Origin of the sequence: Corallococcus sp. AB011P (genome assembly GCF_003611605.1) — a bacterium.
Taxonomy (GTDB): Bacteria; Myxococcota; Myxococcia; order Myxococcales; family Myxococcaceae; genus Corallococcus; species Corallococcus coralloides.
Genome location: NZ_RAVX01000003.1, coordinates 901,982 through 919,999, shown reverse-complemented (window position 1 = coordinate 919,999; position 18,018 = coordinate 901,982). Strand labels below are relative to the sequence as shown.

The 18,018-nt window shown below is 71.4% G+C and carries 1 protein-coding gene (running past one end of the window); it reads left to right on the top strand.

Annotated elements, in window-relative coordinates:
* Positions 1 to 18,018, top strand: part of the annotated coding region (locus D7X30_RS13305) for a non-ribosomal peptide synthase/polyketide synthase (protein ID WP_120563253.1) (this coding region is incomplete at its 5' end). The annotated region extends 17,699 nt beyond the left edge of the window; 18,018 of its 35,717 annotated nt are in view.

Sequence of the window (18,018 nt, the reverse complement as noted above, 5' to 3'; positions counted from 1 at the left end):
GCGCTGGACGCGCTGGTGGCGCGGCATGAAGTGCTGCGCACCACGTACGCACTGGAAGGCGATCGCGCGGTGCAGAAGATCCACTCGCCGCGCGGCCTGCCGCTCCCGCGCCGCGACGTGGAGGGCGACACGGAGGAGGCCCGCGAGGCGGAGATGCAGCGCTTCTGCAGGGCCTACGCGCTGTTGCCCTTCGACCTGGAGCAGTCCGTGCTGCGCGCGACGCTGCTGTGCCTGGAGCCCCAGGTGCACGTGCTGGCGATCGTCTTCCACCACGCCGTATCCGACGCGTGGTGCAACATGGTCGTCGCGCACGAGCTGACGGCCAACTACGCCGCGTTCCACTCGGGCCAGCGATCGCCCCTGACGGAGCTGCCGGTGCAGTACGCGGACTACGCCGTGTGGCAGCGCGCCTGGCTGGAAGGCGGCGTGATGGAGGCGCAGCTCGGCTGGTGGAAGCAGCAGTTGGCGGGAGCGCCCGTGCTGGAGCTGCCCACGGACCGGCCACGTCCCGCCGTCCAGTCCTTCGACGGCGCGCGGTACCGCTTCACGTTCCCCGCTGACGTGTCCGCGCCGCTGCTGGCGCTGGGCCGCCGCAACGGCGCCACGTCGTTCATGGTGATGATGGCGCTCTTCCAGACGCTGCTGTCACGCTACTCGGGGCAGGACGACTTCGTGGTGGGCACGCCCATCGCGGGCCGTACGCGCCCGGAAGTCGAATGGCTGCTGGGCTGCTTCATCAACACCCTGCCCTTCCGTTCGAAGCTGTCCGGCCAGCCGTCCTTCGTGGAGCTGCTGGGCCGCGTGCGCACCCAGGCCCTGGAGGCCTACGCGCGCCAGGACGCGCCGTTCGAGCGAGTCCTGGAGACACTCGAACTTCCCCGTGACCTGAGCCGCACGCCGGTCTTCCAGGCCGTCCTCAACGTGATCAACACGCCGGAGGCAAAGGGCCAGCTGCCGTCGCTGGCGCTGAGTCAGGTGGAGGTCCCCACCGACACGGCCAAGTTCGACCTGTCCCTGGAGGTGCTGGAGAGCCGCACGGGCATCGCCTGCCACCTGGAGTACGCCACCGCCCTCTTCGACGCAGCCACCGTCGAGCGCATGGCGGAGCACCTGGTGGTGCTCGCGAGGGAGATCGTCGCGGCTCCGGAAGCACCTGTCGCGACGCTGTCGCTGCTCACGCCGGCCGCGCGCGAGCAGGTGCTGCACGGCTGGAACGACACGCGCGTGGCCTTCCCCACCGGCGCCACGCTCCACCACCTCTTCGAGTCCCAGGCTGAACGCACACCGGAGGCCATCGCGCTCCAGTTCGAGGACCAGCGCCTCACGTACGCGCAGCTCGAAGCCCGGGCCAACCAGCTCGCGCACCACCTGCGTGCGCGCGGCGCGGGTCCGGAGACCCTGGTGGGCGTCTGCATGAAGCGCTCGCTGGAGATGGTCATCGCCCTCCTGGGCGTCCTGAAGTCCGGCGCGGCCTACGTGCCGTTGGATCCGGCCACGCCCGCGGAACGGCTCGCCGGGATGTTGGAGGGCACCGCCGCGCCCGTGCTCCTGGTGCAAGAGCGCTTCCGCGCTGCGCTGCCTCCGAATGCCGCGCACGTCATCGCGCGAGATGCCCACGAAGGCGTCAACACCGCGCTGCCCCCACAGGCCGCGCATGTCATCGCGCTCGACACCCAGTGGGAGGCCATCGAGCGTGAGCCCACCGTCCGGCCTCCGCCGCTCGCCGGTGAGGACTCCCTCGCCTACGTCATCTTCACGTCTGGCAGCACGGGCCGTCCCAAGGGCGCGATGAACGCGCACGCGGGCGTCGTCAACCGCCTGCGCTGGATGCAGGGGCGCTACGGCCTGACGCCGTCGGACACGGTGCTGCAGAAGACGCCGTTCAGCTTCGACGTGTCCGTCTGGGAGTTCTTCTGGCCCCTGATGACGGGCGCGCGGCTGGTGCTCGCGCGGCCCGGCGGACATCAGGAGCCGGACTACCTGGTGGCGCTGATGGCGCGCGAGGGCGTGACGACCACGCACTTCGTGCCGTCCATGCTGCGCGCCTTCGTGGAGGAACCCGGCCTGGAGTCCCTGACGCGCCTGCGCCAGGTGATGTGCAGCGGCGAAGCCCTGCCCGCGGACCTGGTGCTCCGTGCCCAGTCGCGCCTGCCGCGCACCACGCTGCACAACCTCTACGGCCCCACCGAGGCCGCCGTGGACGTGACGTCCTGGGAGTGCCCGCGCGACGAAGCGCTGCGAGTCGTTCCCATCGGCCGGCCCGTGGCCAACACGCGCATGCACGTCCTGGATGCCCACGGCCAACCGGTGCCCGTGGGCATCCCGGGTGAGCTCTTCATCGGCGGAGTACAGGTGGGCCGGGGCTACTGGCGCCGCCCCTCGCTCACCGCCGAGCGCTTCATCCCCGACGGCTTCAGCGACACGCCCGGCGCCCGGCTGTACCGCACGGGCGACATCGCCCGGTGGCGCATGGACGGCACGCTGGAGTACCTGGGCCGCGCGGACTTCCAGGTGAAGCTGCGAGGCTTCCGCATCGAGCTGGGCGACATCGAAGCCACGCTGCTCTCCCACCATGACGTCCGGGAGGCCGTGGCAGTGGTGCGCGAGGACGCGCCCGGTGCGCGGCGCCTGGTCGCCTATGTCGTCTCGGGCGCGGACCTGGATCTGGCCTCGCTGCGGACCCTCCTGTCGCGGCGGCTGCCGGAGTACATGGTGCCCGCGATCTTCATCCCTTTGCCTGCACTTCCGTTGACCTCCAGCGGCAAGGTGGATCGCAAGGCCCTGCCCACGCCGGAGGTCCAGCGCGCCGCGACGCGGGAGTACGCCGCGCCCCGCACGGAGCTGGAGCGGACGCTTTCAGACGTCCTGGCCCAGGTGCTCCGCGTCGAACGCGTGGGGCTCGATGACAACTTCTTCGAGCTGGGCGGCGACTCCATCATCAGCCTCCAGGCCGTCGCCAGGGCCCGGCAGGCCGGCATCCAGCTGTCCGTCCGCGACCTGTTCCAACACCCGACGCTGGCGGCCCTGGCCTCCGTGGCTCGTGTCAGCGGGGTTCGCCTCGCGGAACAGGGACCGGTGGTGGGCGAGGTGCCGCTCACGCCCATCCAGCGCCAGCTGCTGGAGCGCGACCCCTCGCACGCCCACCACGTCAACCAGGTGCTGCTGCTCCAGACGCGCCAGCCGTTGAAGGCGGCGTGGGTGGAAGAGGCGCTCCAGGCGCTGGTGGTCCACCACGACGCCCTGCGCATGCGCTTCGTGCGCGAGGACGGCGGCGCCTGGCGCCAGCAGAACGCCGCGTCCGACGAGGCCCGGGTCTCCCTGCTCCAGTTCGATCTGTCCGGCCTGCCCGCGGACATGCGCTCGGCGCGGCTGGAGGAGGAGGCCGAGCGCCTCCAGGCCTCGTTCGACCTGGCCGGGCCGCCCCTGCTGCGCGCCGCGCTCTTCCACTTCGGCGCCGGACAGGAGCAGCGCCTGCTGCTGATCCTCCACCACCTGGTGGTGGACGGCGTGTCCTGGCGTGTGCTCGTCGAGGACCTGGAGACGACGTACCTGCGGCTGCGCGCGGGCCAGGCCCCCGCGCTTCCCGCGAAGACGACCTCCGTCCTGGCCTGGGCCCGCAGGCTGGAAGCCCACGCCCTGTCCGACGCCCTGCATGCCCAGACGTCCCTCTGGCTCGACGAGGCCCGGCGGGATGTGGCCCCGTTGCCTACCGACGGCTCCGGGCCCGGCACCGCGGGCTCGCACCGCACCGTGTCCGTGCGGCTGGAAGCGGAGCAAACCCGGCTGCTGCTCAAGGAGACGCCGGGGGCCTGGCGGGCGCGGATCAACGACATCCTGCTGACGGCCCTGGCCCTGGCCCTGCGCGAGTGGACGGGCCAGTCGCGCCTGCTCATCGACCTGGAGGGCCATGGTCGCGAGGAGCTCTTCGCGGACGCGGACGTGTCCCGCACCGTGGGGTGGTTCACGTCACTGACACCGGCCCTGCTCCAGTTGCCGGAGGGTGGATCGGCCGGAGACTGCCTGCGCGCGGTGCGCGATTCGCTGTCCACGTGGCCCGACCGCGGCATCGGCTACGGCCTCCTGAGGTTCATGGGGCCCGCGGAGCTCCGGCAGCGGCTCGCGGCCCTGCCGTCCGCGCAGGTGGTCTTCAACGGCCTGAGCCAGCAGGACGGTTCCACCGGCGCCAGCACCCTCTTCGCCCCGGGCACCGAGCCCACCGGGATGACGGTGTCGCCCAAGGCCCTTCACGCGCACGCGCTGTCCATCGACGGCTTCGTCGTGGACGGACAGCTGCGGATGGACTTCGGCTTCAGCCATGAGTGGCATCACGCCGCCACCATCGAAGCCCTGGCCCAAGGCTTCACGCGCGCACTGCGCGAGCTCATCGCCCAGCGCCACTCGGAGGACGCGCGCAAGCGGACGCCGAGCGACTTCCCGCTGGCGCGCCTGTCCCAGGCCTCGCTGGACGCGGTGCTCTCCGCGCAGGGTCCCACGGTGGAGGACCTGTTCCCGCTCTCCGCGCTCCAGGAGGGCATGCTCTTCCACGCGCTGAATGATCCGGAGGCGGGCTTCTACTTCGAGCAGGCCGCGTGGTCGGTCCACTCGGACGTGGACCTCGCGCTGTTCCAGCGGACGTGGCAGACGACGGTGGACCGCAACCCCATCCTGCGCACGGCCTTCGTGTGGAAGGACCTGGAGTCGCCGCTACAGGCGGTGCATTCACGCGCGGTGCTGCCGTTCGAAGCGCATGACTGGCGCCACCTGCCGGAGCCGGAGCAGCGGACCGGGCTGGAGCGGCTGTTGGCGGAGGATCGCGCGCGAGGCTTCGACGTGTCGCGTGCGCCCTTGTCGCGCATGACGGCGGTGCGGCTGGGAGACGCGCGGTGGCGTTTCGTCTGGAGCCACCACCACCTGCTGTTCGACGGCTGGAGCCTGGGCCTGTTCTTCCAGGAGGTCTTCGCCATCTACGACGCGCTGACCGCCGGGATGCCGCTGCCCGCCGCCAGACGTCCGCCGTTCCGTGACTACATCGCGTGGCTGGGCCAGCGCGACATCGCCGAGGACGAACGCTTCTGGCGCGGCCAGCTGCGAGGCCTGTCGTCGCCCACGCCCCTGCCGGCCATGCGCCCTCCGTCCGCGCACCCCGACGGCACGGTGAATCAGCCCAACCGGGTGCTGACCCTTCCGGAGGCCCGCACCGCGGCGCTGGAAGCTTTCGCCCGGCAGCACCGGCTCACGGTCAACACGCTGACGCAGGCGGCCTGGGCCCTGGTGCTGGCGCGCCACGCGGACACGCGCGATGTGCTCTTCGGCACCACGTTCGCGGGTCGGCCGCCGGAGCTCGCGGGCTCGGAGGCCATGCTGGGCCTGCTCATCAGCACGCTGCCGGTTCGCGTCGCGCTCCCCGACGAGGACGCGCCCGTGCTGTCGTGGCTCCAGTCCCTCCAGGCGAAGCTGTTGGACATCCAGCAGCACCAGCACACGCCGCTGGTCGCCGCGCACGGCTGGAGCGACATCCCCCGGGGCCTGCCGCTCTTCCAGTCGCTGCTCGTCTTCGAGAACGCCCCCCTCGACGAATCGGTGCTGCGCCGCTCCACGGCGCTGGATCTGCGCGACTTTGTCATCGGCGAGAGCACGAACTACCCGCTGTCGGCCACGGTGTACCCGGGCCGTGAGCTCCAGCTGAACCTGTCCTACGACGAGACCCGCTTCGACGCGGCCGCAGTGCAGCGCGTGCTGGGCCAGTGGAGTCAGGCGCTGGAATCCCTCATCCAGCCCGGGGCCCGGCTGACGGACGTGTCCCTCCTCCCCGCCGAGGACCGCGCCTGGCTGCTGCGCACCGGCACCGGCGACGTCGTGGACTTCGATCGCGAGACCACGGTGCACGCGCGCTTCGAACGGCAGGCCGCCGAGACGCCAGATGCGGACGCCCTGGTGTTCGAGGAAGCGACGCTGTCCTTCCAGCAGCTCAACGCGCGGGCCAACCGGCTCGCATGGCACCTGCGATCGCTGGGCGTGGGCCCCGAAGTCACGGTCGGCCTGTGCCTGGAGCGGTCGGTGGAGGCCATCGTCGCGCTGCTCGCGGTGCTCAAGGCCGGAGGCGCCTTCGTGCCGCTGGACCCCAAGGCTCCGGCGGCACGCAAGTCGTTCGTGCTCAAAGACAGTGGCGCGAGCGTGCTGGTGACGACGACGCAGGCACTGCAAGAAGCGTGGCACCCGGAGGTGCCCCACCTGGTGCGGCTGGACGCAAAACCTGTCGGACAGTCGGACAGGTTCGCGGAGGCCGGGCAGGCCCCGGGGGACACCGAACCTGTCGGACAGTCGGACAGGTTTTCGGACAACCTGCCGCCAGCGGCGGGTCCGGGGAACCTCGCCTACGTCATCTACACGTCCGGCTCTACGGGCACGCCCAAGGGCGTGATGGTGCAGCACCGCTCGGTGATCCACCTGCACCTGGCGATGACGCGGAGCATCTACGAGGAACTGCCCCGCGCTCAGCGCATCACCGTGAACGCGCCGCTGTACTTCGACGCCGCCATCGAACAGGTGATCCAGCTGCTGGACGGCCACTGCCTGGTCCTCGTCCCGGAGGACGTGCGCCTGGACCCGGAGGCCATGCTCGATTGGATGGAGCGTCAGCGCATCCACCTGCTGGACGGCACGCCGTCGCAGATCAAGCTCCTGCTGTCCGCGGGAATGCTGGAGCGCGCCCATGGCCCCGTCCGGTTCTCCATCGGCGGCGAGGCGATGGACGAGGTGACGTGGCGGCAGCTCGCCGCGGCGAAGCACGCACGCGCCTACAACGGCTACGGCCCCACGGAGGTCACCGTGGACGCGACGACCATCGCCGTCCAGGGCGCGCCCCAGCCGTTGCCCGTCATCGGCCGGCCGATAACCAACCTGCGCGCCTACGTGCTGGACGCGAACCTGCGTCTGGCACCCATCGGGACGCCGGGCGAGCTGTGCCTCTCCGGTGAAGGCGTCACACGCGGCTACCTGGGCCAGCCCGCGCTCACGGCCGAACGCTTCCTGCCGGATCCCTTCGGTACGGACCCGGGCGCGCGCATGTACCGCACGGGGGACAAGGCCCGTTGGCGCGAGGACGGCACGCTCGACTTCATGGGCCGCCTGGACTTCCAGGTGAAGCTGCGCGGCAACCGCATCGAGCTGGGTGAGATCGAAGCCACGCTGCGCGCGCACCCGGGCATCCGGGACGCGGTGGCGCAGGTGCACGACGACCGGCTGGTGGCATACGTCGCGCCCCCAGTGGACACGTCGCCCCTGCGTGAACACCTGCTCCGTCACCTGCCGGAGTACATGGTGCCCGCCGTGTTCATCACGCTGGACGTCCTGCCGCTGACGCCCAACGGCAAGGTGGACCGCAAGGCGCTGCCGGCACCGGCCGCCGCGCCCGCCACGGAGCGCGTCATCGAACCGCCCGCGACGCCCACCGAGGCGGCGCTGATCCCGCTGTGGATCGAGGTGCTGCGCGTCCCCGCCGTGGGACGCCACGACGGCTTCTTCGAGCTGGGCGGCCACTCGCTGCTGGCCACGCAGCTGGTGTCGCGCGTGCGCAAGCACTTCGGCGTGGAGCTGCCCCTGCGCGCCCTGATGGAAGGGCCCACGGTCGCGGCGCTGGCCGAGCGCATCGACGCCCTCCAGCAGCCCGCATCCGAGGCCCGCGAAGTCCCCGCGTCCGCCCTGCCCTCGCTGGTCCGCGCGGAGCGGCCGGACGTGCTGCCCCTGTCGTTCGCGCAGCAGCGGCTCTGGTTCATCGAGCAGTTGGGCACGGCGGGCAATGCCTACAGCCTCCCGAGCATGCTGGAGCTGGAAGGCACGCTGGACATCATCGTGATGCTGGCCGCGTTCGACGAACTGGTGCGCCGCCACGAAGCGCTGCGCACGACCTTCCGTTCGCACGAGGGCACGCCGTCGCAGGTCATCCATCCGCCCTTCCCCATGCCCCTGCGGAACGTGGATCTGTCCGCGCTGCCGACGGAGGAGGCGCGCGAAGCGGAGGTGTCGCGGCTGGCGCTGGAGGAGGCCCGCGCCCCGTTCGACCTGGAGCAGGGCCCGCTGTTCCGGGGGCTCCTGATGAAGCTGGGGCCCACGAAACACCGGTTGCTGCTCAACACGCACCACATCATCTCCGACGGCTGGTCCACCGGCGTGCTGGTGCGGGAGATGGGCGCGCTCTACGCGGCGTTCTCCGCGGAGCAGTCCTCTCCGCTGCCGGAGCTGCCGGTGCAGGCCGCCGACCACGCGCTCTGGCAGCGCGGCTGGCTCCAGGGCGACGTGCTGGAGTCGCAGGTGGAGTACTGGCGCGGGCAGCTGGACGGCGCCGCGCCCTACCTGGAGCTGCCCACGGACCACCCGCGTCCGGCGCGCCAGTCCTTCCGGGCCGGCGTGCAGCCCATGACCCTGGCGCGTGAGCTGAGCGAGGCGCTGGAGTCACTGGCGAAGCAGACCTCCACCACGCCCTTCATGGTGCTGCTCGCGGCCTTCCAGCTGCTGCTGCACCGGTACGCGGGCCAGGAGGACGTGCTCGTGGGGTCGCCCATCGCGGGCCGCCGTCACGCGGAGGCCGAGGAACTCATCGGCTACTTCGCGAACACGGTGGTGCTGCGCACGCGGGTCCGCGACACGCTCCGCTTCCGTGAGCTGCTGGAGCAGGTGCGCGCCACCACGCTGGGCGCGTACGAGCACCAGGACCTGCCGTTCGAGAAGCTGGTGGAGGTGCTCCACCCGGAGCGAGACCTGGGCCGCACGCCGCTATTCCAGGTGACCTTCACGCTCCAGAACGCGCCCCTGCCGGAGCTGTCCCTGCCGGGGCTGACGCTGCGCCCGCTGGAGTCCACCCCGGACGTCATCCTCTTCGACCTCCAGTGGCTGATGATGCGCACGCCGGACGGCTTCGACGGCGGGCTCGTCTTCAACCAGGACCTCTTCGAACCGGCCACCGCGGCCGGAATGGCGGAGCACCTCCGCGTGCTGCTGGAGGCCGCCGTCCGGGCGCCCGACACGAGGCTGGGGCAGCTGCCCTGGCTCACGGACGCCGAGCGCCAGCGGTTGCTCATCGGGTGGAACGACACCGCCCGGGACTACCCGCGCGACGCGTCCGTGGGCGCCCTCTTCGCGGAGCAGGCCGCGCGCACGCCGGACGCCATCGCGCTGAAGTCCGGAGGGGAGACGCTCACGTACGCGGCGCTGGAGCGCGCGTCGAACCAGCTCGCGCACCACCTGCGGCGCCAGGGCGTGCGGCCCGGCCACCGGGTGGGCCTGTGCCTGGAGCGGTCGTTCGACCTCGTCACCGGTCTGCTGGGCATCCTGAAGGCCGGCGCGGCCTACGTGCCGGTGGACGCGAAGACCCCCGCGGAGCGCATCACCTGGATGCTCCAGGCGGCCAGCGTGAGCGTGCTCGTCACGCAGGAGGCCCTGGCGGATGAGCTGCCCCAGGTGACGGACCTCCAGGTCCTGCTGGACGCGGATGAAGCCCAGATCGCGCGTCAGCCGGAGACGCCACTCGACCTGAACATGCCCGCCGACGCGCTGGCCTACGTGATGTTCACGTCGGGAAGCACCGGCCGGCCCAAGGGCGTGAGCGTCCCGCACCGGGGCATCACGCGCCTGGTGCGCGGCGCGGACTTCATCCACTTCGGACCCGAGGAGGTCTTCCTCCAACTAGCACCCATCGCGTTCGACGCGTCCACGCTGGAGGTCTGGGGCGCGTTGCTCAACGGCGCGACGCTGGTGCTGGCGCCGCCCAAGGCCTTGTCACTGGAGGAGACAGGAGCACTGCTGCGCCGCGAAGGCATCACCACGTTGTGGCTCACCGCGGCCCTCTTCGAGCAGATGGTGATCCACCAGGGTGAAGCGCTGGCCCGGGTGAAACAGGTGCTGGCGGGCGGCGACGTGCTGCCCGTGGAGCGCGTGCGCGAACACCTGAAGCGGCTGCCCCCGGGCGCCGTGCTGGTCAACGGCTACGGCCCCACGGAGAACACCACGTTCTCCGCCACGCACACGCTGCGCGCTGGGGACACCGTGGGCCGCTCGGTGCCCATCGGCCGTCCGCTGTCGAACTCCACGGCGTGGGTGCTGGACGCGGCGCTCCAGCCCGTGCCGCCGGGTGTGCCGGGCACGCTGTACGTGGGCGGAGACGGACTGGCCTGGGGCTACCTCCAGCGCCCGGACCTCACCGCCGAACGCTTCATCCCCCACCCCTTCGCCAGCGAGCCAGGGGCACGCCTCTACGACACGGGCGACCGCGTGCGCTGGCAGCGCGACGGGACGTTGGAGTTCCTGGGCCGCACCGACTTCCAGGTGAAGCTGCGAGGCTTCCGCGTGGAGCCGGGCGAAATCGAAGCCGTGCTGCGCCAGTCGCCCGAAGTCCAGGAGGCGGTGGTCGTGGTGCGCGAGGACGTGCCGGGCGACAAGCGCCTCGTGGCCTACGTCGTGAGCGGTGAAGACGAAGGCGTGGACACGGGAGCACTGCGGGCGTCCGTGCAGAAGCAGCTGCCGGACTACATGGTGCCGTCCGCCATCGTGGTGCTGCCCAAGCTGCCCCTGAGTTCGCACGGCAAGGTGGACCGCAAGGCCCTGCCCGCGCCCCAGGCCCGTGCCACGGACAGCGCCACCGCCGCGCCTCGGAGCGAGCTAGAGAAGGCTCTCGCGGGCATCTGGGCGGAGGTGCTGCACCTGGACACCGTGGACATCCACGGCGACTTCTTCGAGCTGGGTGGGCACTCGCTGCTGGCCACGCAGGTGGTGTCTCGCATCCGGTCGACGCTGGGCGTGGAGCTGCCGCTGGGCGAGCTGTTCCGCGCGCCCACGGTGGCGTCGCTGGCGGAGCGACTGGTGAACGCGCGCCGCACCCAGGCGCCGCCGCTGGTCCGTGCAGAGAGGACCTCCGCCCCGCCGCTGTCGTTCGCGCAGCAGCGGCTGTGGTTCGTCGACCAGTTGGAGCCGGGCAGCCCGCTCTACAACATGCCGCTGGCGCTGAGCCTCACGGGCGAGCTGGACGTGGAAGCACTGCGCGGAAGCCTGGACGCGCTGATGGCGCGGCATGAATCCCTGCGCACCACGTTCCGCATGGAGGCAGGCAAGCCCGTGCAGGACATCCGCCCGGACGCCCACGTCCCCCTGGAGCTGGTGGACCTGACGATCCTGGGCAGCCGCGCCGCGAAGCAGGCCGAAGCCCAGCGCCTGGGCCATGCGGAGACGCTGCGCCCGTTCGACCTGACGCGCGGGCCGGTGATCCGCGCGCTGCTGATGAAGCTGGATGAACGGGAGCACGTGCTGGTGCTGCACCTGCACCACATCGTGTCCGACGGTTGGTCGCTGGGCATCCTCGTGCGGGAGCTCACGGCCCTCTACGAGGCCCGGCGCGCGGGTCGTTCCGCCACCCTGCCGGAACTGCCGGTGCAGTATGCGGACTACGCTGTCTGGCAGCGCGGCTGGCTCCAGGGCGGCGTGCTCCAGGCGCAGGTCGAGTGGTGGAAGAACCAGTTGTCCGGAGCGCCCTTCGTGCTGGACGTGCCCACGGACCGGCCAAGGACCGCGACATCCACACAGCGAGGCGGACTGGTCCGAGTCACGCTGCCGCGAGTCCTGAGCGAGCGTGTGGACGCGCTGGCCCAGGCCGAAGGCGCCACGCCCTTCATGGCGCTGCTTGCGGCGTTCCAGGCCGTGCTGTCGCGCATGTCCGGGCAGGACGATGTGTTGGTGGGCTCGCCCATCGCGAACCGCCGGCACGCGGAGACGGAGGGCCTCATCGGCTTCTTCGTGAACATGCTGGTGCTGCGTGGCCGCTTCGGTGCGAAGACGACGTTCCGCGAGCTGCTGTCGCAGGTGCGCGCCACCACGCTGGGCGCGTACGAGCACCAGGACATCCCGTTCGAACACCTGGTGGAAGCGCTCCAACCCGACCGTGACCTGGGCCGCACACCGCTCTTCCAGGCGATGTTCGCGCTCCAGAACGCCCCGGTGCCGGAGCTGGCCGTGCCAGGCCTCACGGTGGCCCCGGCTCATTTCGAGGGCAACGCCCCGTCCCAGTTCGAGCTGGCGCTGGATCTGAACCGCACCCAGGACGGCTACGAGGGCCGCTTCCACTACTCCGCGGACCTGTTCGACGCGGGCACCATCGAGCGGTTCGCCGCGCACCTGCGCCGCCTGCTGGAGGCCGTCTGCGACGCGCCGGACCTGCCGCTGGCGGACGTGTCGCTCGTGTCGCCGGAGGAGCTGGTGCGACTGGTGCGCATGGGCGGCGGTGAGCTGCTCGACTTCGAGCGCGACGCCACGCTGCACGGCCTCATCGAGCGGCAGGTGGCGCGAACGCCAGATGCCCCAGCCGTGGTGTTCGGGGAGACGGCGTTGACGTACCGGCAGCTCGACACGCGGGCGAACCAGCTCGCGTGGCGGCTGCGCTCCATGGGGGTGGGCCCGGAGGTGCGGGTGGCGCTGTGCCTGGAGCGTTCGGTGGAGTCCATCGTCGCGCTCCTCGCGGTGCTCAAGGCGGGCGGGGCCTTCGTCCCGCTGGACCCCGGAGCCCCACCCGCGCGCAGGGACTTCGTGCTGAAGGACAGCGCCGCGGCCGTGCTCGTCACGACGGAGGCTGCGTGCGGGGACTGGAGCCCCTACGGCGTCCAGGAGGTCTGGCTGGACGTGGAGCAGACCGGCCTGGGTGCCCTCTCGCATGAGCCCCTGCCCGCCCTGACGGGCCCGGAGCACCTGGCGTACGTGCTGTACACGTCCGGCTCCACGGGCAAGCCCAAGGGCGTGATGGTGCAGCACCGCTCCGTGCTCAACATGCACCGGGCCATGGGCCGCGCGTTCTACGCGGGCCAGCCGCGTGGACAGCGCATCAGCGTCAACGCGCCGCTGTACTTCGACGCGGTGATCGAGCGCGTGGTCCACCTCATCGACGGGCACTGCCTCCACGTCGTCCCGGACGCGCTGCGTCTGGATCCGGAGGCGATGCTCGCGTGGCTGGAGCAGCACCGCATCGACGCACTGGACTGCACGCCCGCGCAGCTCAAGCCGCTCCTGGCGGCCGGTCTGCTGGAGCGGGCCTGGGTGCCGCCGGTCATCCTGACGGGCGGCGACGCGCTGGACGTGGAGACGTGGCGGCGGCTCGCGGCGACGGACCGCACGCGCGCCTTCAACGGCTACGGTCCCACGGAGTGCACGGTCGGTACGACGGGCGCCCCCATCCAGGGCAGTCCCCGGACGGAGCCCGTCATCGGGCGGCCGCTGGCGAACCTGAACGCGTACGTGCTCGACGCACGGCAGCGGCTGGTGCCCATCGGCACGCCGGGAGAGTTGTGCTTCTCAGGCGAGAGCGTCACGCGAGGTTACCTGGGCCGGCCGGACCTGACGGCCGAGCGCTTCATGCCAGACCCCTTCAGCGCGGAGCCCGGAGCCCGCCTCTACCGCACGGGCGACAGGGGCCGCTGGCGGCCGGACGGGACGTTGGAGTTCCTGGGCCGCATGGACTTCCAGGTGAAGCTGCGCGGCTACCGAATCGAGCTGGGCGAAATCGAAGCCACGCTGCGCATGCACGCCGGAGTCCGGGACGCGGTGGCCCTGGTCCGGGAGGACACGCCGGGCGACGCGCGGCTCGTGGCCTACGTGGTGACGGACGGCGACACGGAGGTGCTGCGAGAGCACCTGCGCCGTCACCTGCCCGAGTACATGGTGCCGTCGGCCTTCGTCACCCTGCCCGTCCTGCCGCTGACACCCAACGGCAAGGTGGACCGCAAGTCGCTGCCCTCGCCGGAGGCGCAGTGGCGTGCGGCGCGCTCGTACGAGGCCCCGGCGACGCCCGCGGAGGTGGCCCTGGCCTCGCTGTGGGAGGAGCTGTTGAACGTGCCCGTGGTTGGCCGCAACGACCACTTCTTCGAGCTGGGCGGCCACTCGCTGTTGGCCACACAGCTGGTCTCCCGCATCCGCGCCCGTTTCGGCGTGGACGTGGGCGTCCGGGCGCTGTTCGAGTCCCCCACCGTGGCGGCGCTCGCCCAGCGGCTGCCAGACGCGCCGGAAGCCAGCGCCCTGCCGCCGCTGCGTCCCGCGACGAGCCCCGGTCCGCATCCGCTGTCGTTCGCGCAGCAGCGGCTGTGGTTCATCGATCAGCTCGACCCGGGCAGCGCGCTCTACAACATGCCCACGGCGCTGCGCCTCTCCGGCGCGGTGGACGTGCTCGCGCTCCAGCAGGCCTTCGACGCCCTGGTGCAGCGCCACGAAGCGCTGCGCACCACCTTCGAGTCCCACGACGGTGAACCCCGCCAGCACGTGCACCCCGCCCCCTCCGGAGTCCTGTCGGTGGTGGATCTGACGGGCCTGCCCGACGACGCGAGGGAAGCAGAGGCCGTGCGGCTCGCGAGCGAGGACGCGCTGAAGCCCTTCGACCTCGCCGTGGGTCCGCTCGCGCGCCTCACGCTGCTGAAGCTGGGCGAAGAGGAGCACGTGCTGCTGTTGTGCATGCACCACGCCATCGGCGACGGCTGGTCCATGGGCATCCTGGTGCGCGAAGTCACCGCGCTCTACGAGGCCTTCCGGCAGGGTCAGCCCTCGCCGCTGGCCCCGTTGCCGGTGCAGTACCCGGACTTCGCCGTCTGGCAGCGCGGCTGGCTCCAGGGCGAAGTGCTGGACGCGCAGCTTGGCTGGTGGACGCAGCAGCTGGCCGGAGCCCCGCAGGCGCTGGCCCTGCCTACCGACAAGCCGCGTCCACCCCAGCGTTCGGCCAGGGGCGCGACGTTCCCGGTGCGCCTGTCGCAGTCGTTGAGCGAAGCGGTGGATGCGCTGGCCCAGGCGGAGGGTGCCACGCCCTTCATGGTGCTGCTCGCGGCGTTCCAGACGCTGCTGCACCGGTACTCCGGGCAGGAGGACCTGCTGGTGGGCACGTCCATCGCGGGCCGGCGCCACGCGGAGACGGAGGGCCTCATCGGCTTCTTCGTGAACACGCTGGTGCTGCGCGCCCGGTTCGACGGTCGTCCGTCGTTCCGGAGGCTGCTCGCGCAGGTGCGCACCACCACGCTGGGCGCGTACGAGCATCAGGACATCCCCTTCGAGCGGTTGGTGGAAGCCGTGCAGCCCACGCGCGACCTGTCGCGCACGCCGCTAGTCCAGGCCCTCTTCGTGCTCCAGAACATGCCGGACGCGGAGGTGCGCCTGCCGGAGCTGACGCTGCGGCCGGTGGAGGTGGACCTGCCCACGACGAAGTTCGACCTGGACCTGACGCTGAGCCGCACGGAGCGAGGCTTCGAGGGCGACCTCTCCTACGCCACGGACCTCTTCGAACCCGCCACGGCCCGCGGGCTGTCCGAGCACCTGGTCCAACTGCTGGAGGGCGCGGTCGCGAAGCCCGACGCCGCACTGGACACCCTGCCCCTGCTGACGGCGGAGGAGCGTCAGTGGGTGCTGGAGGAGTGGAGCGGAGAGACCGCCCCCTTCGAGGCGGACCTGCCCTTCCACGCACGCTTCGAACAGCAGGTGACGCGCACGCCGAAGGCGCCCGCCGTGGTGATGGGCGACACGACTGTGTCCTTCCACCAGCTCAACGTGCGCGCGAACCAGCTGGCGCACTACCTGCGCTCGCTGGGCGTGGGCCCGGAGGTGCCGGTGGCCTTCTGCCTGGAGCGCTCGCCGGAGGCCATTGTCTCCCTCCTGGGCATCCTCAAGGCGGGCGGCGCGTACGTGCCGCTCGACCCCGCGGCCCCCGAAGCGCGAAGGGCCTTCATCCTGGAGAACAGCGGCGCGGCCGTGCTGCTGACCACCCAGGCCCAGTTGGAGTCTTGGCCGCCGGCGGTGCGGCACGTGGTACGGCTGGACGCGGACGCGCGGCGCATCGAAGCGTCCTCGCCGGGCAACCCGCGAGTGGCCACGCGGCCGGAGCACCTGGCCTACGTCATCTACACGTCGGGTTCCACGGGCACGCCCAAGGGCGTGATGATCCAGCACCGCTCGCTGGCGCACCTGCATCGTTCGATGACGGAGGCCTGCTACACGCAGGCGCCGAAGGTGATGCGGGTGAGCCTCAACGGGCCGCTCTACTTCGACGCATCCGTGCCGCAATTGCTGTTGATGGCGGACGGTCACTGCCTGTGCATCGTCCCGGAAGCCGTGCGGCAGGATCCGGAGGCGATGCTCGCGTGGGTGGAGCAGCGGCGCATCGACGCGCTGGACTGCACGCCGTCGCTGTTCAAGCTGCTGCTGGAGGCGGGCTTCCTGGAGCAGTCCCACGTGCCGGCCATCAGCCTCATCGCCGGTGAGGCGATGGACGAGGTGACGTGGCGCACGCTCGCGGCCACGGACCGCACGAGGGGCTACAACGCCTACGGCCCCACCGAGGGCACCGTGGCGTCCACCACCGAGTGCATCCAGGGCGCGGCGCAGCCCACGCCCGTCATCGGCCGGCCCATGCTCAACGTGGGCGTGTACGTGCTGGACGCGAACCTGAACCCCGTGTCCGTGGGAGTGCCGGGAGAGCTGTTCATCGCAGGCGAAGGCCTGGCGCGCGGCTACCGCAACAGGCCGGACCTCACGGCGGAGCGCTTCCTCCCCCATCCGTTCAGCACGGAGCGCGGAGCCCGCCTGTACCGCACGGGCGACCGGGTCCGCTGGAAGCAGGACGGCACGCTGGACTTCATGGGGCGCGTGGACTTCCAGGTGAAGCTGCGCGGCTACCGCATCGAGCCGGGCGAAATCGAGGCCGCGCTGCGCACGCACCAGGGCATCCGCGACGCGATGGTGCTGGTGCGCGAGGACGTGCCGGGCGTGCAGCGGCTGGTGGCGTACGTGGCGCCGGAGGTGGACACCGCTCCGCTCCGAAGCCACCTCCAGCGCTCGCTGCCGGACTACATGGTCCCTGCGGCCTACGTCGCCCTGCCCGTCCTGCCGCTGACACCCAACGGCAAGGTGGACCGCGCGGCACTGCCGGCTCCAGAGGATGAAGCCACGAACCCCGAAGCGAGGGTCGGCCCCAGGGACGAACAGGAAGCGATGCTCGAGCGTCTCTGGGCCGAAGCCCTGGGCGTGTCCACCGTGGACGTGCGCACCAGCTTCTTCGAACTGGGCGGGCACTCGCTGCTGGCGGTGCGGCTGATGGCGGCGGTGCACCGGGAGACGGGGCGGAAGCTCCCGCTGTCGGCGCTCTTCCAGGCCCCCAGCGTGGAGCGGTTCGCGGTCCTGCTGGGTGAGGCCGAGCCGAAACCCTTCACGCCGCTGGTGCCCTTCACGAAGGAAGGCACGGGCAGCGCGCCGCCGTTCTTCTGCGTGCACCCGGTGGGAGGCAACGTGCTGGCCTACGCGGAGCTCGCGCGCAGGCTGGGACCGGATCAACCCTTCTACGGCCTCCAGGCGCGAGGCCTGGACGGCACGGACCAGCCGCTGGACACCGTGGAGGCCCTGGCCGCCAGCTACGTGCGCGTGGTGCGAGGCGTCCAGCCCCACGGCCCGTACCACCTGGGCGGTTGGTCCCTGGGAGGCGTCATCGCCTACGAGATGGCGTACCAGCTCCGCGAAGCAGGTGAAGCGGTGGAGTTGGTGGCGATGATCGACTCATACGTGCCGGAGGCGGTGCCGGACTCGGAGCCGAACCTGGATCGCATGCTGGCGGTGGGCCTGTTCGCACAGGACCTGATGGGCGTGTCGCTGGCGGACCTGGACGTGGACACGGCGGTGCTGGAGCCCGAAGCGGTACTCACCAAGGTGCTGGAGTCCGCGGCCCAGGCCGGAGCCCTGCCGTCCGGACTGGACGCGATGTCCCTCTTCGAGGTCTTCGAGGCGAACCTCGAAGCGGCCCGGCGCTACCACCCACCCGCGATGGATCAGCACGTGCTGCGCATCCACGCGGAGGAGCGGGACGAGACGCGCACTCCCGACGGCGGCTGGACAGCGCTGGTGGGCGAGCAGCTCGAATCGCACGAACTGCCGGGCACCCACCACACGCTGCTGCGCGAGCCCACCGTGCAGGCCGTGGCCGAGCTGCTGGCGAAGGCGCTCCGCGACGCGGGCCAGGAGTGA